We start from the raw sequence: 21,124 nt of genomic DNA, 5'->3' as shown, positions 1-21,124 counted from the left end.
CACGTCAAATATCCTGAAAAAACACAAAAAGCCCTCGTCCTATAAGGACGAAAGCTTGAACTTCCGCGGTACCACCTTAATTGATGATAAATCATCCATCTTTATAAGCCTTTGGTAACAGCAAGGCAGCCGTCCAGCTCGTCACTGGCCGTTCCGGGGCAGGTTCGGTAAGGCTTCACGGTAAATTCTTACAGCCAATGGAATTTACTCTCTGCGCGTGAAGGGGCTTCCTAATGGTCCCATCATTACGTTTGGTTTTTTCTAGCATAGCATTTTGTTGGCTGTTTTGTAAAGGTTGAGACGTCATCATCACAGCTTAGAATTTAGCTGAACAAATTCAGCTTAGCTATCCGGTTTACGGCTTCTCGAAGCCTTTCTTCTGGTGTTAGGAGTCCTAGTCTAACGTAGCCTTCTCCATTTTCTCCAAAGCCGATGCCCGGAGCTACAACAATTTTGGCTTCTTCTAGTAAAAGATCGGCAAGCGATGCTGAGGTATAGCCCTTGGGAACCGGCAGCCAAGTGAAGAAGGAGCCCTGTGAACGTTGAGCCTTCCAGCCAATTTGATCTAATGCGGAATATAATGCGTCTCTTCGGCCTTGATACATAGCAAGTAATGAGGTAACGCAATCCTGTGGCCCAGTCAGCGCGGCCGCCGCAGCCGCTTGTATGCCTCCGAATAAACTGCAATAGTAATGATCCTGGATCAGGTTAATCAAGCGAACAACTTCTGGATTACCAAGCGCAAAGCCAACTCGCCATCCAGCCATGTTGTAAGTTTTGGACAAGGTATAGAATTCAACTCCGACTTCTTTGGCACCCGGCTGCTGCAGGAAGCTGACCGGCTTCTGACCATCAAAGCCCAGAGCACCGTACGCAAAGTCGCTGGCAACAACGATTCCGTGTTTTTCAGCGAAACGGATCGTATCTTGATAGAATGAAGCGGGAGCCGCTGCGCCTGTCGGGTTGTTAGGGTAGTTGATGAACATTAGCTTGGCTTTGTTCAAATCATCGGCCGATAGAGCGCTGTAATCAGGCAAAAAGGCATTGGATTCACGGAGCGGCATAAACGCCATTCTAGCCCCAGATAGCGCTACTCCGGACCAATAGTCAGGGTAGCCGGGATCTGGCACTAAGCATACGTCCCCTGGATTAAGCAGGCATTGGCTGATTTCAACAAGTCCGGTCTTGCCACCAAATAGTATCGCGACCTCGGTCTCCGGATTTAAGTCTACTCCATAATCCTCTTTATAGCGCTGAGCTATAGCTTGTTTGAGGAACATAAACCCATTAAAAGGCGGATAGCGGTGATACAGCGGATTTTCGGCTGCTTCCTGCAGCGTCTTTACGATATGGGGAGGTGTCGGTTGATCTGGATTGCCTTGGCCCAAATTGATAACGTCATGTCCCGCAGTAATTTGTTCATTCGCTTTGCGTACCAATGTGGCAAAAAATTGGGTCGGGAGCTCTTGCATACGTTCGGCTGGTTGAATCTCAAAAGCAGATACTTGGGATGAAAAGGATGAATTCATCTATAGTCACACTCCATGATAAAGTAGGTTATTTTAATCCGTATTGATTATTGTTCCAAGAAACTAAAAATAATGTAACATGAAACGAAAAAGCTGTATAGCTGATCGGGATTATTGCTTTTCAAGTTCAATAGGAAATGATAAAATAAGTGCCACACAGTTTTATATAACGAGATTAAGTTTCACTACGTGATACGATGATTTGCGTTTTATCCTCATTTGTGTTTTTATCTTCTTTTGAAGGGTCGTGTAAGGATGACTATGGACTTTCATGATAGTAAACACAGCAATTCCTATGCTAGTCGGGCTGCTAATGTAGGCTGGAGGCAGCTTATTACAGACAAGGTCGATTTGAAAGGGGCAAAAGCAGTCGATATTGGCTGCGGTGGCGGGATCTACACGAAAGCGTTGGCCGAACTCGGCACAGCTGAAGTGACAGGTATCGACTTCTCTCAAGCGATGCTGGATGGAGCTGCGGTATATTGCTCGGGTATTGAGAATATCCATTTCCACCAAGGTCATGCGCTGCAGACGGGACTCGCGGATGGTGGGTTTGATGTCGTTTTGGAGCGAGCTTTAATTCATCATCTGTCTGCTGATCAGCTGACTGACTGTTTTTGTGAAGCATACCGCGTGTTAGATCAGGGAGGAACGCTCCTTGTGCAGGACCGCACACCGGATGATTGTCTGCTTGCAGGCGGACGGGAGCATTTGCGAGGATACTTTTTTGAAAGGTTCCCGAAGTTAATTGAGAAGGAAGCCGCACGGAGGCATTCATCGTCTGCTGTTTGCAATGCGCTTGCGGAGGCGGGCTTTGTAGAGCAAGAACAGATGCTGCTGTGGGAAACGAGAGAAATGTACATTAAGTTTTCAGATTTTCGCAGTGATCTGCTGAAACGGACCGGACGCACACTTTTGCATGAATTGAATGATAAGGAATTGATTGAATTGGCGGACTTCATTCAGCAGAGATCCGGTTATAGGAATGAGGATGCTTTTGAAGAAAAGGATCGTTGGACGGTATGGGTTGCAAGGAAGCATTGAAGTCCTGGTCAGCTTCGTCTATGATGTATAAAAGGTTGATTTATAAGGTTGTATTTTAAGTAAAGAGGATGGTATTGCATGGCACATAAAAAATGGAACGTAGCGCTGCTTCAGATGGATATTGCTATTGGGGAGCCGCAGTTGAATTTTTCGAAATTAGAAGCAATGCTGGATGAGGCCGTTCAGAAGGGGCCTAAGCCTGATGTTATCTTGTTTCCGGAAATGTGGAATACGGGGTATGCGCTAGACCGAATTCAGGAGCTGGCTGACTTAGAAGGCAAGCAGACGCATGAGCTTCTTTCGACTTTTAGCATGAAGCATGGTGTAAATGTAATTGGCGGTTCGATAGCGGAGAAGAAGGGCGACGAGATTTACAATACGATTTATGCTTATGACCGGGAAGGCAACCGGGTGGCCGATTATTCTAAAATTCATTTATTCCGTCTGATGGATGAGGAGAAGTATTTACAGGAAGGCAAAAGCTTAGGGCAGTTCCAGCTTGATGATATACCTGCAGGAATGATGATATGCTATGATATCCGGTTTCCCGAGCTTTCCAGAAAGCTGGCGCTTGGTGGTGCGCAAATCTTATTCGTACCGGCTGAGTGGCCTAATCCAAGGCTGCATCATTGGAGGACTTTATTAATGGCTCGGGCCATTGAAAATCAAATGTTCGTCGTATCTTGCAACCGGGTCGGCATTAGCGGAACAACGGAATTTTTCGGGCATTCGATGGTCATTGATCCATGGGGTGAAGTGCTTGCGGAAGGCGATGAGACCGAACAGATTATTCGGGCTGAGATCGATATGGAGCTGGTTGGGCAAGTGCGCAGCCGTATTCCGATCTTCGAGGATCGGCGCCCGACTTTATATTGAGAAAGAAATAAACATGGCTTATGGATTGGATTGCATAGGGCGGATTGGATTGCCTGAAATAATGTTTTAAGAGTGTGTGTCACCTTATGGAAACTAAGCCACCGCTTTGTAGGTAATATTCTGATAAAAAGAACCCTCAGTTCCATTTTCATAGTGGATTTGAAGGTTCTTTTTGCACATTTTATGGGATTCAGTCACTTGCTTTTATCTTTTTGGAAAAGGCTACTACATCTGGCTAACGAGTCGATTCAGCTGCGTTTCTCCTGCTGTTGCTTTTCTACAACCTCACGGAAGGTTGTCATAAAGGCTTCGACTGCTTTGGATAAATATCTTCCCTTACGGTAGGTGATGACGAGTGTTCTTGTCGGATGGTGTGACAATGATAAATAACGGGGTGCATGCTCGCTCCATCCGCCTCTAGACACCATGTGGGGGACGAATGCGATACCCATACCAGCGGCCACCAATGATTGCACAGTTTCAATATTGCTGCTTTCGAAAACTATTCTAGGCGTAAAGCCGGCATTCACACAGAGCTCGATCGTAATTTGACGGAATCCTTGCCCTTTTTTCAGCGCGATAAAAGGCTCATCACGCAGGTCGCTAAGGTTAATCGATTGCTGCGGGTTTTCCGAGAACTGCGCTAATCGATGCTGTGGAGGAACAGCTATAACAATTTCTTCTTCTATTAAAGGTACATAGGTTAATGACTCGTCTTGAAGCGGCAGCGAAAGTAAGGAGATATCGATCTGGCCGCTCGCTGTCATATGCTCAAGGTTCGCGGATGTTTCCTCCATCAGCATGATTTCAATTTCAGGATAGCTCGCTTGAAACACAGGCAGCACTAGCGGCAGCACATGAGCTCCGGTAATCGGCAGACTGCCGACAACGAGCTTGCCCTTACGCATTTGCGAGATATCCTCCATTTCGCGCTTCAGCTGCTCGACCATGTCGAGAATGGCTTGCGCTTTCTCCATGAACAACAGGCCTGCGTGTGTCACCTCCACCGAGTTGGTGGTTCGCTGAAACAGCAGCACACCGATTTCCTTCTCCAGCTTGGATAGCTGCTGACTGAGGGATGGCTGGGCGATATGCAGCTTCTCGGCAGCTCTGGAAAAGTTTTTTTCTATTGCGATTTGCAGCGCATACTGCAATTGTCTAAGCTCCATAAGAATAAGACTCCTTTACAGCTACAATTTATAGGAAACAGCTATCAAGCTTATAGATATTATATCTTGGATCAATCAATAAAGTAATGCTAGTATAAGAAAATAAAATGAATTGATTCGCATTCATGATAATGAGGTGAAACTGATGGCAAAAACTTTATTTGAAAAGATCTGGGACAACCATGTTATTCATCAGGAAGAGGGCAAGCCGAGCATCATTTATATCGACTTGCAACTTGTGCATGAAGTAACGTCCCCGCAAGCATTTGAAGGTCTTCGCTTAAGCGGCCGTAAGGTGCGCCGTCCTGACCTGACATTTGCAACTATGGACCACAATGTACCTACGAAAGACCGTTTCAACATTACAGATCCTATTTCCAAGCAGCAAATTGATACTCTCTCACAAAACTGCAAGGATTTTGGCGTAAAGCTATTCGACTTGGACAACATCGATCAAGGCGTTGTACACGTTATGGGACCTGAGATTGGTTTAACTCACCCGGGCAAAACGATTGTTTGCGGCGACAGCCACACATCCACTCACGGCGCATTTGGCGCACTTGCTTTCGGTATCGGTACAAGCGAAGTTGAGCACGTAATGGCAACTCAATGCTTGCAGCAATCAAAGGCTAAAACCTTGGAAGTTCGCATCATTGGAAGCTTGAATCCTGGAATTACTGCTAAGGACTTGATTCTTGGGGTAATCGGCAAGTATGGTACGGATTTTGCTACCGGCTATGTTATTGAATACACAGGCGAAGCTATCCGCAACCTTTCTATGGAAGAGCGTATGACTGTTTGCAACATGTCGATTGAAGGCGGAGCAAGAGCCGGCTTGATCGCACCAGACGAGAAAACCTTTGAATATTTGCGCGGACGCGAATATGTACCGCAAGGCGAAGCTTTTGATCAAGCAGTTGTTGAATGGACGAAGCTTATTACCGATGAAGGTGCTCAATTTGACCGTGTTGTTGAATTTGATGCAAGCACTCTAATCCCACAAGTAACCTGGGGAACAAGCCCTGGTATGGGAGCCGACATTACTTCGCTTGTACCAGATCCAAAAAACTTTACAACCGAGAACGAGAGAAAAGCGGCTGAAAAAGCAATTGAATACATGGGCTTAACTCCAGGTACTCCGATGACTGACTTGTCCGTGGATTATGTATTTATCGGTTCCTGTACGAATGGCCGTATCGAGGATCTTCGTGCGGCGGCAGCGGTTGCTCAAGGTCACAAAGTTTCTTCTAGCTTAACGGCTATCGTTGTTCCTGGCTCAGGACGCGTAAAAATTCAGGCTGAAAAAGAAGGCTTGGACCAAATTTTCATCGAAGCGGGCTTCGAATGGCGTGATGCCGGCTGCAGCATGTGCTTAGCAATGAATCCGGACGTATTGAAGCCGGGTCAACGTTGTGCATCGACTTCTAACCGGAACTTTGAAGGTCGTCAAGGACGTGACGGACGTACTCACTTGGTATCCCCAGCTATGGCTGCTGCGGCTGCTATTAAAGGGCATTTCGTTGATGTGCGCGATTGGAACTTCAAAGTGAAGCAGCAAGCCTAAAATTAACTTATAGTGCAGCCGTTACTTCAGTTACACCGAAGGTGGCTGTCACTCATGTGAGGAGACGAACGACATGGAAGCTTTTAAAAAGCATACCGGCCTTGTAGGTCCGGTAGACCGCGTAAACGTAGATACAGATGCGATTATTCCTAAGCAATTTTTGAAACGGATCGAGCGTACCGGCTTTGGCCAGTTCTTGTTCTTTGAATGGCGTTTTGATAATCAAGGAAATGTCATTCCTGACTTTTCTTTGAATCAGCCGCGTTATCAAGGCTCTTCCGTCTTGATTTCCCGTGCTAACTTCGGCTGCGGCTCTTCTCGTGAGCATGCGCCATGGGCGATTCAAGATTACGGCTTCAAGGTTGTTATTGCACCTTCTTATGCCGATATTTTTTACAACAACTGCTTCAAAAACGGTATCCTGCCTATCAAGCTGAGCGAAGAGCAAGTGGAAGATTTGTTCCAACGCACAGCTAAAACAGAAGGCTACAAGCTGACTGTTGATCTTGAGAACAACAAAATTACCGACGATCAAGGTCTTAGCATCGAGTTTGATCTGGATGAGCACCGCCGTCAGTTCCTTCTGCAAGGCTTGGACGATATCGGCTTGACGCTTCAACACGATGATAAAATCGGTGCTTATGAAGCTGCTCACCAAGCAAGATTAGCTTACAAATAAGTTTAAAGATAATCAAAAAGCTGTTGAGAGGTCATTCTCTCAATGGCTTTTTTTGCGTTCAGCGTACAAGAAAAGCAACTGCCCCCCATAGGGAACAGTTGCTTTGCCTTACTTAAAACTATTTCGCGTTACTTAATATTTGATGGGTTAGCATTTTTACTATGAGTATATCTTAGACACCCTAACATCGATAGTGCGAGCAGCGGTACCCACACGACGAGAACTGATTGCAGAGCAGTGAAAACTCCCATACGGTCCCCCAGTATACCAAGAAGCAAAAAGGTTATCATCATCCCTGCAGAAACCATCATATTAAAAACAGAAAGCATCGTTGCTCGCATGGAAGAGGGGACAAGCTCATTCAGATAGGCTTCCAAGAGAGGCTCTAAGTAGCTAATAAAGACAGATAGCAGGAAAAAGCAGCTGATAACCATCACAGAGCCTTCACTTGCGGAAAACAGCACTAAGCAGCAAGCAAAACCGGAAGCACTTAGAATCAACGAACCTTTTTTACCGAGCCAGCGTTCACCGATATAAGCAACAGCGGTAATGGCTGCCGAGACCCATGTTTCGAGCCCATTCACCGTTCCTATGGTTGAGTTGGTCAGGCCGTTTTGTTGAAATAAGATTTGACTATAAAAAGAAATTGACCAAGACATAGAATACAGCAATGCACCGAATAAGCTCAAAGTTAGAAAAGGGCGACTCTCACTGATGAACGTATACCCTTTGCGCAATTGGTTAACAAACGATAGCTGGGTTACTCCAGAGAGCAAGGTTTCTCTACTTCCTTCTTCGCCTCTAACATGAAGAGGTTCAATAATCATAAGAATGATGAGAAACGAGAGAATATGGAGGACCATTTTACCTATGTATACCCATTCCCAATGAAGATCGGATAAAAAGCCGCCAGCGCTGCCGCTAAGTCCCATTGATATAAGTACGATAGCAGACAGCCGTGAAGTAAGCTTCTTAAAAGCTTCTTGTTTACCCTGAACCTTAAGCGTTTCGTAAACGAGAGCACTGGTTGCCCCCGATTGCAGAGTTCCGACAAAGGCCCCGAGTAGAAAACCCGCAACAATATAAATGGGATTGGAAGCCAAAACCAGACAGCCGGAGGCGAGCAGTCCTAGTATTTGTGAGAGCAGCAGGCTGGTCCTATTTCCAAAACGGTCGGCGATATAGCCTGTCGGCACCTCGAAAATGAAAATTACAGCATGGTACAATGCTTCAATGAAACCGATTTCTGTCAAAGTGAAGCCGCGGGAAGCCAAATAGAGCATCCAGATGCCGCGATCGAGAATAAAGGAATTCAAAAACTGGTACAAATAAAATAAGGGGATATTTCTGGAGAGATGACTTTGACTTATGTTCATAGATGCAGTTCCTTTCCAAAGATTGCTGCTTAATCAAAAAGAGCCGTGGAGCAACCCCATGGCCCAATGCAAAATATTCCTTTATCATTGTTGATGTGTTAACTCAATATAACATGGCTGACCGGAGGCTCGAAACGGATAGATTGAATATAATCAAAAAAGCCGTTTATCTCGTTCACTGCTATTAAAGGCTAGGCTGATCTATTCCACCATCAGAGAATTTGACTCTGTATGCCTTAGGGGATAAGCCGTATTTATCTCGAAAAACCCGATGGAAATAGGAATAACTGCCAAAGCCTGTGGTCTCGGCAATCTGCTCCAATGTCATGGTGGTATAAACCATCCTCTCAATAGAGGAAGAAAGACGAATCTCTTGCGTGTATTGGATGATTGTCTTACCGAAGCATTCCTTAAATAAATGGACGGCGCGTGATACGCTGATACCTACATGTTGAGCCACATCCTCGACTTTGAAGGGGAGGACTGCATGCTCCTCTATGAAGCTTTTCATCCGGGTGGCGAGGAAAGAGCTGCCTCGCAATGAAATATGATCGTCTACAGCACGCTCAATGTGAAGACATAAGGCCCACAACAAATATTCGGATAATTGTTTGTTTTCATCCTCGAAACGGCGTTTCTCCAAAATAATTTGCCGCCATAAAGTGAGAAGCGGTTCGTTGACAGCTATGCGGACTTTCTGCGGCTTTTTGGAGCTGCTCCACCATTCATCAATCCAGTCACCTTTGCACAAAATGTAATAATCTCCACTGGATATGAGGGTTTGCTGCATCAAATTTGTATGCTCCTCCACATGTAAATCATATTTATCCCCCGGTTTAAAAAGGAGCAGGTCGCCTGTCTCGATAAGGGTCATATTGCCACCTACCAAAGCGTAGCTGCAGCCTTCTGTCTGTAACCGGAATAAATAGCAGGGGAGACCATCGCTATGGCTGTTATGAAACTTTTGTGAGTGATAAGAATAGCCACAAGTTAAAATCTGGGAGTTCATTATTTGCACCTCGTCTACTTTGTAGCCAAATAGTTCATGTTCGAACCACATCGTTCATAGTCATTATAGGGCATTTATAGGTACAATGGAATCAAATACAAAAACTTTTAAGGAGTGTGCATCAGCATGAGAAGAATGGGAATTGGCTTACAGCTATACACATTGCGCGATGACTTGGCAGAGGATTTTCGTGGTACACTGCGCAAGGTTGCTGAGCTTGGCTACGAAGGTGTGGAATTCGCCGGATACGGAGGCTTGGAAGCAGAAGAACTAAGAGATTTACTTGATGAGCTCAACTTGAAAGCAATAGGTGCCCATGTAAGCCTTAAAAATATGAGAGAAAACCTTGAAAAAGAAATCGCTTACTTGAAAGCGATTGGCGCTCCTTATTTCATTTGCCCTCATATTGCATTGGAAGACCGTAAAGATGCTGAAGCTTGGAAGGCGTTGTTTGCATTTTTTGAGGATGCAGGTCATCAAGTTAAGGAAGCTGGACTACAGTTCGGCTATCATAACCATGCATTTGAGTTTGAAGAAAGCATTAACGATGAGTTTGTATTCGATGCGTTATATTCAACCACTTCTGCTGATGCAGTAAAAGTTGAGATGGATGTTTGCTGGGTTAAATATGCAGGCCAAGATCCCCTTGCCTATATAAACCGGTACGCTGGAAGATTACCATTGCTTCATTTAAAGGACTTTAACCGTGGACCCGAAAATCAAATGGATACCGTTGAGCTGGGACTTGGTGAGGTTGATTTGCCGAATGTGATTCAAGCATCATCCGACGCTGGGGTGGAATGGCTGATTGTCGAACAGGACCGTTGTGCAAATCCTCCTTTAGAAAGCGTGGCAACGAGCTTAAATTGGGTTAGAGATAATTATTTGTCTAAATTTTAAACATATAACTGGGGTGCATATAAATCATGAGTAAAGTTAGAGTCGCTGTAATAGGTTGTGGTTCGATTTCCAAGCACCGTCATATTCCTGAATATGCGGCTAATCCGAACGTTGAGTTAGTAGCATTTTGCGATATCGTTATTGAACGTGCTGAACATTACGCCGAGCTACATGGTGCAAAAGCCTATTCAAGTTATGAAGAAATGCTGCAAGTGGAGAAGCCGGATGCAGTTAGCGTCAACCTGCCGAATGTACTTCATGCTCCGGTATCAATCGCTGTTGCCAATGCAGGTGCGCATGTTCTGGTAGAAAAGCCTATGGCGACTACTTACGAGGAAGGCTTGGCGATGATTGAAGCGGCAAAGAAAAATGGCGTATTCTTGATGGTCGGTCACAATCAACGTCTGATGCCTCCTCACGTAAAAGCAAAAGAAATTTTGCAAACCGGTAAGCTTGGTAAAGTATTGACCTTCCGTACCTCCTTCGGACATCCAGGCCCGGAAGGCTGGAGTATTGATGGACGCAATAGCTGGTTCTTCCGCAAGGAAGAAGCAATTATGGGAGCGATGGGTGACCTTGGCGTACATAAGTCCGACTTGATCCGTTGGCTGCTGGAAGATGAGGTGACTGAGGTTGCCGCATTTGTTGGAACGATACATAAAGAGGGCACAGAATGCGACGACAACTCAACCTGCTTGCTGCGCATGAAGAGCGGAACGATCGGTACATTGGTAGCTAGCTGGACTTACTACAAAGGTCAAGACAACAGCACAGTGTTATGGTGCGAGAACGGCGCTATGCATATCGGAACTCATCCAGAGGATCAAGTTATCGTAGAACTTCGTGACGGGTCAGTTGAGAAGCATAGAGTCGGTGCGATGGCAACCAACGATAAGCAAACGGCAAGCGGCGTTATCGATGCTTTTATCAACAGCATTGTGACGAATACTCCACCAAGCATTTCCGGTGAAGAAGGTTTGAAATCGTTGAACGTTATCTTGGCGGCATTTGAATCTCAGGCAACTAAACAAAACGTACTTGTTAAGTGAGTGGGTCGTTAGGACCTTCGAGGAATTGAACTAGTCATATCAAAAGTCAATCTCAAAAGGTAAGTTAGAGCGGTTTAAGCTGCTCTGGCTTACCTTTTACTTTTCTGACATTGCAATAAAAGAGGGTAGAGGCGAAGCTGGTATGAGTTCTGAAAAAATTGGAACGGAACATGAAGTTCGTTTGTTGATCCTGGCGTCTTCAATTTAAGGCGATAACGGAACTCGAAATTCCGTTATTTTGGGCAAGTATGTTCAAAAGGCGAAAAACAGAAAGTTAACGGAACTAGCTGTTACGTTATTCCTCTGATTTCCAACAGTGCCTGTAATCCCACATTCATAAATTAGACACCAAGGACACCGCAAGGAACTTATTTAAGTGTGCGTTTTTTCATTTCAATCCAAGGTTGTTGTATAATAAAATGGTTAAGTAGGTTCCTGTAAGATGGGAATAACCATCAGTAATTGCTGTTTGCTAGGGGGAGATCACGTTATGCAAATTAATAAAATTGGCGTTATCGGCGCCGGTACTATGGGTCAGGGAATCGCTGAAATGTTAGCAGAGCAGGGATTGGAAGTTCTTCTAATGGAACGAACGCCGCTGAGATTAGAGCAGGCTTTCGAATTTATCGAAATAAGTCTCGATAAAAGACTGGAGAAATGGGCGATCACCTCTTCGGAGAAGAAGCTGATTATGTCTAGAATACATAAAGAAACCGATATGCAAAGGTTAATTGATTGCGAGATGGTCATAGAGACTATCAGTGAGGATTTAGAGCAGAAAAAGCTGCTCTTTCAGCAACTGGATGCGATTTGTCCGCCGTCGGTTATCCTTGCCAGCAACACGTCTACGCTTAGCTTGACCGAGATCGCAGCCGTTACGACACAACCGGGACGGGTAATTGGGGTTCACTTTCTGCATCCTGTTTCGAAGGTTCACCTAGTAGAAATTATTCGCGGGTTGAAAACCTCCGAGCAGACATTTACTCTAACTAAGGAATTTGTTGAGAATAAGATTCAAAAGCGCGGTATTCAAGTATATGAATCGCCTGGTTTCGTAACTACAAGATTGATATGTGTGCTTATTAATGAAGCCATGCATACTTTGTCGGAGCGGGTGGCTACTGCTGAAGATATTGATTCAGCGATGAGGCTCGGTTATGAATTTCATTACGGCCCATTGGAGATGGCAGATCGCTTCGGATTGGATTCTGTTCTGGATGCGATGGAGCGGATGTTCCGTGAGTTTGGGGATGTCAAATATAGGCCCTCTGTACTGCTGAAGCAAATGGTGCGTGCAGGACAGCTGGGTACAAAAACAGGACAAGGATTTTTCAGCTACGATAGGGAGGGCGACCGCTTGTGAATATATTAGTAATCAATGCAGGAAGCTCGTCATTAAAATTTCAGTTGTATAATATGGATAATGAAGAGGTTCTGGCTAAAGGGAAGGTAGAACGGATTGGTATGGAAACGGCTATTCTTAGCTACGATCCTGCAGAGAGGCAGGGGATCAGGGAGGTAGCTGAGGTTCTGGAGCATACGACAGCTATCCAAAAGGTTCTAGGCATGCTTATGCATAAGGACCACGGAGTGCTGTCATCAATGAAAGAAATTGATGCGGTTGGACACCGGGTTGTACATGGCGGTGAATCATTTTCAAGCTCGGTAATCGTCAATGAGGAAGTGAAGCGGGAGATCAGAAGATTATTCGATCTTGCACCGCTTCATAATCCAGCCCATTTGCTAGGAATTCAAGCGGTTGAGAATAATATGCCTGATGTACCGCAAGTCGTTGTATTTGACACAGCATTCCACCAAACCATGCCGCCAAAATCTTATTTGTATCCGATTCCAATGGTGCTGTATAAGAAGCACCAGATTCGTAGATACGGCTTTCATGGTACATCTCATGCTTATGTCAGCGAGAGAGCGGCTGCTTTAATCCAAAAGCCATTCGATAAGCTAAAGATTGTGACCTGCCATATCGGCAATGGGGCTAGCTGCGCAGCAATTTTGAACGGACGCTCCGTAGATACCAGTATGGGCATGACACCTCTTGAAGGGCTGATGATGGGAACTCGCAGCGGGGATATTGATCCTGCTATTGTCCCGTTTGCTATGGGTAAGGAGGAGCTGACTCTCAATGAGGTTAACTCGATGCTTAATAAGCATAGCGGTTTAATGGCGATATCAGGCATAAGCGGCGACATGAGGGAAATAGTACGGGCGATGGAAGCCGGTGACAGGAATGCGACACTCGCTTTTGAAATGTACGAATATCGGCTGCGTAAATATATCGGCGCGTATGCGGCTGCGATGAATGGCTTGGATCTATTAGTTTTCACAGCAGGCGTCGGGGAAAATTCGGCAGAGCTGCGCGAAGCGTTATGCCGCAACCTGACATTCCTTGGTTTAGAGCTGGATGAGCATGCTAACGTTCAGAGATCTGATGCTGAACGTGTCATTTCCACAAAGGAATCTCGTATACAAGTGATGGTAATTCCAACCAACGAAGAGTTAGTGATCGCCCGCGACACGCACAGGCTGATTTTAGCCCGCGAGGAAGATGTAGTATAATGAAGAAAGCTTAAACACTGCAGACAGATAGATGGAAATAGAAAGAGAGAGGATGATTGGTCACTATGAGTCGAAAATTATCCATGATCCGTGATGTTGATAAGCATATAAATGAAACCGTTACTATAGGCTGCTGGCTGCATAATAAACGTTCAAGCGGTAAAATTCAGTTTTTGCAGCTCCGCGATGGCTCCGGGTATATCCAGGGTGTGGTTGTGAAAAGTGATGTTACCCAAGAAGTGTGGGATGCAGCGGCAAAGCTGACTCAAGAAAGCTCTTTATACGTGACTGGAACGGTGCGTGAAGATACAAGAAGTAAGGGCGGCTTCGAGCTGAATGTTACCGGAGTTGAGATTATTCAAATTACGAGTGACTATCCGATTACGCCTAAGGAGCATGGGGTCGACTATTTGATGGATCATCGTCATTTGTGGATTCGGACACCGCGGCAGAGGGCAATTCTCGTTGTACGTGCACAAATTATTCGTGCCATTCAGCAGTTTTTTGACGAGCGAGGTTTCCAGCTAGTGGATCCGCCGATTCTAACGCCATCCTCATGTGAGGGAACGACTAATTTGTTCCACACCAAATATTTCGATGAGGATGCGTATTTGACTCAAAGCGGACAATTGTACATGGAAGCTGCAGCGATGGCGCTTGGCCGTGTGTATTCATTCGGCCCTACATTCCGTGCTGAAAAATCCAAAACGCGGCGTCACCTAATCGAATTCTGGATGATTGAGCCGGAGATGGCTTTTGTGGCTCATGAGGAAAATCTAGAGGTTCAGGAGCAGTTCGTCTCCCATATTGTTGCATCCGTAATGAAGCATTGCTCCAAGGAGCTTGAGGTACTCGAAAGAGATGTAACAAAGCTGGCGCAAATTACAGCCCCATTCCCGCGTATTACCTATGATGAAGCGGTCGATTTCTTGAAATCGAATGGTCATGAATTCGAGTGGGGTGAGGATTTTGGTGCTCCCCATGAGACTGCCATCGCCGCAAACTATGATAGGCCCGTGTTCATCACTCATTGGCCAACGGAAATTAAAGCATTTTATATGAAGCCTGATCCGAACCGTCCTGAAGTGGTGTTATGTGCGGATATGATCGCGCCGGAAGGCTACGGAGAAATTATTGGAGGCAGCCAGCGGATTGACGATCCGGAGCTGATGGAGGAACGCTTTGCGGAGCATGAGCTGTCCAAAGAAGCGTATCAATGGTATTTGGATTTGCGCAAATACGGCTCTGTACCACATTCCGGCTTTGGGCTTGGCTTAGAGCGTACGGTAGCTTGGATTTGCGGGTTGGATCATGTACGGGAGACGATACCTTTTCCAAGGCTGTTGTACCGACTGTACCCATAGAAGTATCGAAATAAAGAGGTGAACGGATGATACGAAACGATTACGAGCGGCTTGGGCTGCAGAACGCTTTTGTGGCAGGCTGGAGGGAAGGGAATATTGAAATTCCTTACCTGCTGCTGAAGCATTATAGCCAATTGAAATTGAATGAGGTTGAGGTCATGCTTATGATCCATGTTATGGCCTTGATCGAAAAAGAACGCAAAGATTTTCCAACTCTGGAGGAACTGCAGGGGCGGATGTCCGTAGGGCCAGAGAAAGTTATTGCAGCACTGCAGAAGCTATTGAAGGAAGGGCTGCTGACAATAGATGAAGATATTGATCCTGTAAGTGGGATGCAGTGCGAGAAGTACAACTTCAGTCCATTATTGGAGCGGCTGGCAGGCTGCTGGTACGATGAGCAGATGGAGCGGCAAAAAGCGCGGGAGCAATCCGAGCCGGTGGTGCGCAAAGATATTTTCAGTATTTTCGAAAAAGAATTCGGTCGTCCGCTCACACCTATGGAGCTCGAATCCATTACAGGGTGGCTCGACAAGGATCAATATCAAGAGCAGCTTATTTTGGCTGGGTTAAAGGAAGCCGTGTTTGCCGGCAAAGTGCATTTCCGCTACATTGACCGGATTTTAATGGAGTGGAGCCGTAACCGGATTACAACCGTGGAGCAAGCGAAGGAGCACTCGCAAAAATTTCGCTCTATTCGTTAAGCGTTAAGGGAAGAGACTACGGGTTGCTAAAGCTGGAAGCAATACGAGCTTCACAAGAGAAGAGGACTGCTGTATTCTCCGTCAAACGGGGAGCAGCGGTCTTTTTTTGAATACAATGGAAAGTTGATAACTCCTCGATCCGCTATGTAAGGCTTTACACCCCTTTAAATCCGCATTGTTACACTCCACTTTGCATGTAATCAATTAATTCAGGCTCAACAGACCAATCAAGCACTGGTTTGGGTTATGAAATTTAGTTTACATTAAAAATATTTTTTTAATTGAAATTATTTTGTAACTTTTAGGAGTTTTGAGTCGTCTATAATTTGGAAATATTAAGAAATCCTTAAATACATAGAGATTACCGACAGGAGGGCGGTTCGAGATGATGGGTTGGCTTCGATCGAAGGGCAAAACGAGTAATATCGCAGCGAAGCAGGATCCCGATTCCAAGGCACAGGATTCTACAGAGGTTTCTATAGAGGAAATATCAGAAGTAGAAGCATTTTCTTCGAGTGCTGGATCTTTATTCGCTCCACGCCTATTTGATGAGACTAAGCCTCTGCTTACGGTTAGCGGAGTTGAACGTTCTTTTTCGGTGGGAGGCCGTCAATTGGATGTCTTGAAGGGCATCGATATGGCGCTTTTTCCAATGCAGCTTATTATGCTTAAGGGGCGGTCAGGTTCGGGAAAGACCACACTGCTTAATATGATTGGTGGATTGGACCAGCCCAATAAGGGAGAGATTGTTTTCATGGGGCATCCTTTTCATCAAAGCGGTGATGACCAGAGAACTTTAGTTCGGCGCAAGGAGATTGGGTTTATTTTCCAATCCTTTGCATTGATGCCGCTGCTGTCAGCTTGGGAGAATGTAGAGCTAGCACTGCGAATGGCTAATGTACCGCGTTCGGAGTGGAAAAAGCGTACGGCCCACTGTCTTGACTTGGTAGGTCTAAGCAAGCGGATGCACCATCGTCCGTTCGAGCTTTCAGGGGGCGAGCAGCAGCGGGTTGCTATTGCTAAAGCAATTGCTCACCGGCCTAGTCTTTTGCTAGCGGATGAGCCAACGGCGGAGCTAGATTCCCAAATGGGAGCACAGGTTATGGCCGTTTTTCGTGATATTATTCAAGCCGAGCAAGTGACCATATGTATGACAACACACGATCCGACAATTATGGAGGTTGCCGACCATGTATTCGAAATGGTGGATGGGAAATTTATTAACACATAAACGAGCCGCAAGGCCTGTATTAATCGCATGTATGGCTGCCTCATTGGCAGTTAGTTCCGGATGTTCGTTGCTGCCCAAGGAGGATGAGGAGGAGACACTGCCTGCCATCGCAGCTCCCAAGCTGTCCAAGAAACCGGAATATGTAGTGAAAACCGATACACTGGAAACTAAAGTACGCGGTTCCGGCAGGATGATGGCTACCAAGGAAGAAGATTTGTATTTTACCGATGAAGCCAACCGACGGATTAAAGCCATGAACATTAAGAATGGCGATAAGGTTGAGCAAGGACAGGTCATTGCCGAGCTGGATGTCACTGAGCAGGAAAGCAAGCTAAAGCAGCAAAGGCTGCAAACCCGCAAAGATGAGCTGGCCATGATTGAATCACTGCGCAAAGCGGATGAAATGAGCGCCGAGGCGCTGGAGCAAGCCAAAATCGATTTTGAGCTGAGACGAGAAGAATTGATTAAGCTGGAAACTACAATTGCCAATGCCAAATTGACTGCACCTTTTGCGGGAACAGTGGTTACGATCTATATGAAAAAAGGGGACTCCGCCCAAGCCTATGACGTTGTAGCTACAATCGCTGATTTATCTCAGTTAACGGTTGTCGCAACCTTGAATACAGAGGATTTGAAAAAAGTATCCGTTGGAATGGAAGCCGTTGTTGACATTAATGGAGCAGGCCAGCATAAGGGAAAAGTTACTCAGCTTCCGATTCCTAAGGAAGACAATGGTAACAACGGCAACAATGGAGGTTATATTCAGGGCAATCAGGGAGGCAATGGACAGCCTAAGCCTATAGATACGATAGAAAATTATTTGGTCGTTGAATTGGATGCTCTACCCAAAGGATTGAATAGAGGAACACCTCTAAGCGTATCGGTTATTACCCAGCGCAAAGAGAAAGCAGTAACGATTCCTTTGGCTGCACTTCGTTCATACTCAGGAAGGAATTACGTACAGGTCGTAGATGAACAAGGAAATAAGAAGGAAGTGGATGTGGAAATAGGTCAACAAACGGCTACAGACGTTGAGATAATTAAAGGATTAACGCCTGGACAGAAAGTAGTGGGCCGATAATGTCAATCCCGATGCTTCGTTTTTTATTCCGTAAAATGTGGAATACACGCTGGTTGACCTTAAGCTCCTTGCTTGGTTTGATCATGGCGGTAGCTTTTACAACGAGTATTCCCATGTACGCAGACGGTTCTTTGAAAAGGGTAGTCACCAAATCGCTTCAAGAGAAAAACGGTGGTTTGCCTGCTGGCTCCGTACTGATCCGCTTTCAAGTGGCGGGTAGTGACAAAGCTGATCTGGATTCGCTGAACGATGCGGACCAATACATACAGAATGATCTCCCTAAGGACATCGCTTTTCCGTATCAAGCCTATGTGAAGAGCTATTCCATTCGCGTTTCTCAGCTGACACCGGATGATCCCCAAAAGGTAGATCCCAGCAAGAAACGGCAGATGACCTTGCTGTCGCAAAACAGCTTGAAGGAACATGCTGAGATTAAGCAGGGTGCATGGTTCTCCGATCAAGTGACCGGAGGTATCGTTGATGCGGTTATTTTGGAAGAAGCCATGTATCGGAATGATATCCATATCGGAGATGTATTTACATATCCGATCAGTGGAGGGCTAGGTATTGCTCCGCTGAAAATTAGGGTAGCCGGAACCATTAAGGCTAAGGATGACAATGACCCTTACTGGTTTCAAGGGATGGAAGGACTTATTAATACTTTTTTTATGAGCGATTCGGGTTTTCAAGATTATATTTTGAAGCAGAAAAAAATTCCGTTGAACCTGGCGAATTGGTACTACGCATTTGATTTGCGCAATATTCAAACGAGCCAGCTTTCACCTTTGGAAAATACGCTGGAGCGTCTTGATGTCACCTTGTATCAAAAACTGAAAAACACTCGGGTGGACCTGTCGTTTATTCCGATTCTTCAGGAATTCAAAACACAAAGCTTGCAGCTGCAAATTCTACTGTTTACATTGGCTGCGCCTATGATTGCTATGGTGTTCTATTATATTGTGATGAATGCAAGACAATCGTTAGACCGCCAACGCAGTGTCATTGCGGTGCTTCGCAGCCGTGGAGGCAGTACTAGGCAAATCATCGGTATTTATTTACTCGAAGGACTGCTTCTAGGAATTACAGCTTTGATTATTGGTCCTGTGCTTGGCTGGTTCATGGCTAAGAGCATCGGCTCCTCAAGCGGGTTTCTGACCTTTGTCGATCGTCAGTCCGTACCGATTGGTGTTTCGGCAGAAGCGTTAATATACGGTGCGGTTGCCGTTCTAATAGCATTGCTCGCGAGTGTCATTCCAGCTATCGTTTTTGCTAGGGCGTCAATCGTCAGCTATAAGCAAAAGCTTGCCCGATCGGATCGTTCGCCATTCTGGCAAAAATGGTTTCTCGATGTATTGCTGATTGGTATTGTGGGCTATGGCTACTATTTGTTTGACCAACGGCAGGTTTTATCCGCTCAAACTGGATTGACCACGGATCAGCTGCAGGTACATCCTCTGTTATTTTTTGTGCCGGCGCTGTCGATTATTGCATTAGGCTTATTTTTTCTGCGTATCTTTCCATGGCTGCTGAGGCTGTGGAATTGGTTGGGCAAGCGATTCCTTCCAGTTCCGGTCTACTTAACCTTGACACAGCTGTCGCGTTCCGCACAGTCGTATTATCCATTAATGCTGCTGTTAATCTTGACGTTGGGACTTGGGGTGTATAATTCCTCGGCTGCCCGGACGATCGATCTGAATTCAACGGACCGAACACTTTATGCGTATGGAACAGACATTGTCATTCAGGCTGTCTGGGATGGCGTTTCTGATGAATTGCCTCAGGATCAATCCGGTGGACAAAGCGGAGGTGCTGGTGGCTCCGGTAGCGGTTCGGGAGGAGCTGGCGGCTCTGGTGGAGCCGGTGGATCACAGGGTGGCAGCGGAGGTGCTGGCAGTGGTTCAGGCGGAGGACAACAGGGCGGTGGCGCAGCAGGTGGAGGCAGCCCCGGAGGTGGGATGGAAGAACCTCCTCCAAAGCTGAGGTATGTTGAACCGCCATTTGTCGTGTATCAGCAGATGGAGGGAGTAGAACACGCAGCCCGTGTTTTACGTACAAAAGGGAATGTTGTGGTGTCCGGCAAGTCCTTCGGACAGGGGATGCTGATGGGGATTGATAATGTCGATTTTGCGAAGGTAGCTTGGTTTCGAAATGACTTGTTTAAGGCGCATCCTTATCAATATTTAAACCTATTGGGAACCTATGAGCAGGCTGTTATTGTGCCGACCTCATTTGCAGAGAAGAATCATATTAAGGAAGGCGATATTATTAGCATTTCCATCCAGCAGCAGCTGGTTGAATTTGTTGTCGTTGCGACTGTGCCTTATTGGCCAAGTCAATATCCGGAGCAGATGCCGTTCTTCATAGCTAATCTGGATTATATCTATGATCAAGCTCCTGTTACTCCTTATGAGGTTTGGCTAAAAATGAAGGATGGGGCGAAGGCAGCACCGCTTATTGAAGCGTTGAATGCCAAGCAAATTCAAATTGCAAGCATGAAGGATGTCCGCAACGAGCTAATAACGCAGAAGAAGCATCCTGCAAGAGGCGGTGTGTTCGGGATTCTGAGTCTTGGCTTCCTCGTATCCGTGCTTGTGTCCTTGGTCGGTTACATTCTGTACTGGTTCTTCAATCTCTCGAGCCGGGTAGTGCAGTTCGGGGTGCTCAGGGCGATGGGGCTGTCCAGGAGACAGCTGACAGGTATGCTCCTTCTCGAACAAGGCTTTACTGCGGGACTTTCAATTGCACTTGGGGTTGGAATCGGCAAGCTGACCAGCTATTTGTTCCTGCCATTCCTGCAAACAGCGGAGAATGTTAAGACTCAAGTTCCGCCATTCAGGGTTGTATTTAATGCCAGGGACACAGATCAGCTGTACGTTGTGGTAGCTTTTATGATGCTTACGGGAGCAGGATTATTGTTCCTTCATATACGTAGGCTGAAGGTGCATCAAGCCGTGAAGCTCGGAGAGGAGAAATAA

The 21,124-nt window shown here is 45.9% G+C and carries 17 protein-coding genes; 13 read left to right on the top strand and 4 right to left on the bottom strand.

Annotated features, from left to right (window positions below; genetic code table 11):
- Positions 1-323: 323 nt before the first annotated feature.
- Positions 324-1,529: a pyridoxal phosphate-dependent aminotransferase gene (locus GC093_RS19540; protein ID WP_171653559.1), complete on the bottom strand. Its 1,206-nt coding sequence runs from the start codon at positions 1,527-1,529 to the stop codon at positions 324-326.
- Between the two features lie 255 nt (positions 1,530-1,784).
- Between GC093_RS19540 and GC093_RS19535 the strand changes: the two genes are divergently transcribed.
- Positions 1,785-2,573, top strand: coding sequence for a class I SAM-dependent methyltransferase (locus GC093_RS19535; RefSeq protein WP_171653558.1), 789 nt, complete (start codon positions 1,785-1,787; stop codon positions 2,571-2,573).
- Positions 2,574-2,651: 78 nt separating this feature from the next.
- A complete protein-coding gene (locus tag GC093_RS19530) occupies positions 2,652-3,449 on the top strand; it encodes a carbon-nitrogen family hydrolase (protein ID WP_171653557.1) in 798 nt (265 codons plus the stop codon).
- Between the two features lie 248 nt (positions 3,450-3,697).
- Here GC093_RS19530 and GC093_RS19525 read toward each other — a convergent pair whose 3' ends face one another.
- Positions 3,698-4,618 carry a LysR family transcriptional regulator gene (locus GC093_RS19525; protein ID WP_171653556.1) on the bottom strand — a complete coding sequence of 307 codons (921 nt, stop codon included), beginning with the start codon at positions 4,616-4,618 and terminating at the stop codon, positions 3,698-3,700.
- A gap of 145 nt (positions 4,619-4,763) precedes the next feature.
- Between GC093_RS19525 and leuC the strand changes: the two genes are divergently transcribed.
- Entirely contained in the window at positions 4,764-6,182 is a 1,419-nt protein-coding gene (gene leuC / locus GC093_RS19520) for a 3-isopropylmalate dehydratase large subunit (protein WP_171653555.1), read from the top strand.
- Positions 6,183-6,255: 73 nt separating this feature from the next.
- Positions 6,256-6,861 carry a 3-isopropylmalate dehydratase small subunit gene (leuD, locus tag GC093_RS19515; RefSeq protein WP_171653554.1) on the top strand — a complete coding sequence of 202 codons (606 nt, stop codon included), beginning with the start codon at positions 6,256-6,258 and terminating at the stop codon, positions 6,859-6,861.
- Positions 6,862-6,989: 128 nt separating this feature from the next.
- Here the strand turns inward: leuD and GC093_RS19510 are convergent, their stop codons facing one another.
- Complete coding sequence (locus GC093_RS19510) at positions 6,990-8,237, bottom strand: MFS transporter (protein WP_171653553.1); 1,248 nt, start codon at positions 8,235-8,237, stop codon at positions 6,990-6,992.
- A 184-nt stretch (positions 8,238-8,421) separates the two neighbouring features.
- Positions 8,422-9,246, bottom strand: coding sequence for a helix-turn-helix domain-containing protein (locus tag GC093_RS19505; protein ID WP_171653552.1), 825 nt, complete (start codon positions 9,244-9,246; stop codon positions 8,422-8,424).
- Between the two features lie 126 nt (positions 9,247-9,372).
- Here GC093_RS19505 and GC093_RS19500 point away from each other — a divergent pair, with 126 nt between their 5' ends.
- The 9 genes from GC093_RS19500 (at position 9,373) to GC093_RS19460 (ending at position 21,124) form a co-directional block, all read left to right on the top strand.
- Complete coding sequence (locus tag GC093_RS19500) at positions 9,373-10,146, top strand: sugar phosphate isomerase/epimerase family protein (protein ID WP_171653551.1); 774 nt, start codon at positions 9,373-9,375, stop codon at positions 10,144-10,146.
- 26 nt (positions 10,147-10,172) lie between these two features.
- Positions 10,173-11,195 (top strand): Gfo/Idh/MocA family protein, encoded by a 1,023-nt coding sequence (locus GC093_RS19495; RefSeq protein WP_171653550.1) that lies wholly within the window; start codon positions 10,173-10,175, stop codon positions 11,193-11,195.
- Between the two features lie 490 nt (positions 11,196-11,685).
- Entirely contained in the window at positions 11,686-12,558 is an 873-nt protein-coding gene (locus GC093_RS19490) for a 3-hydroxyacyl-CoA dehydrogenase family protein (RefSeq protein WP_171653549.1), read from the top strand.
- A complete protein-coding gene (locus GC093_RS19485; RefSeq protein WP_171653548.1) occupies positions 12,555-13,772 on the top strand; it encodes an acetate/propionate family kinase in 1,218 nt (405 codons plus the stop codon). Before GC093_RS19490 ends, GC093_RS19485 begins: the two co-directional genes overlap by 4 nt.
- Before the next feature lie 65 nt (positions 13,773-13,837).
- Positions 13,838-15,136 (top strand): asparagine--tRNA ligase, encoded by a 1,299-nt coding sequence (gene asnS, locus GC093_RS19480; protein WP_171653547.1) that lies wholly within the window; start codon positions 13,838-13,840, stop codon positions 15,134-15,136.
- A gap of 26 nt (positions 15,137-15,162) precedes the next feature.
- A complete protein-coding gene (locus GC093_RS19475; RefSeq protein ID WP_171653546.1) occupies positions 15,163-15,837 on the top strand; it encodes a DnaD domain-containing protein in 675 nt (224 codons plus the stop codon).
- 385 nt (positions 15,838-16,222) lie between these two features.
- Positions 16,223-17,068 carry an ABC transporter ATP-binding protein gene (locus tag GC093_RS19470; protein ID WP_171653545.1) on the top strand — a complete coding sequence of 282 codons (846 nt, stop codon included), beginning with the start codon at positions 16,223-16,225 and terminating at the stop codon, positions 17,066-17,068.
- On the top strand, positions 17,028-18,149 hold the full coding sequence (locus GC093_RS19465; protein WP_246314806.1) for an efflux RND transporter periplasmic adaptor subunit: 1,122 nt from the start codon (positions 17,028-17,030) through the stop codon (positions 18,147-18,149). The genes GC093_RS19470 and GC093_RS19465 overlap by 41 nt, the downstream gene beginning before the upstream one ends.
- Complete coding sequence (locus tag GC093_RS19460; protein WP_171653544.1) at positions 18,149-21,124, top strand: ABC transporter permease; 2,976 nt, start codon at positions 18,149-18,151, stop codon at positions 21,122-21,124. Before GC093_RS19465 ends, GC093_RS19460 begins: the two co-directional genes overlap by 1 nt.

The sequence above is a fragment of the Paenibacillus foliorum genome (assembly GCF_013141765.1).
GTDB lineage: Bacteria > Bacillota > Bacilli > Paenibacillales > NBRC-103111 > Paenibacillus_S > Paenibacillus_S foliorum.
Note: the sequence above shows the minus strand (reverse complement) of the source record. Positions and strands in the feature narration are given on the sequence as shown.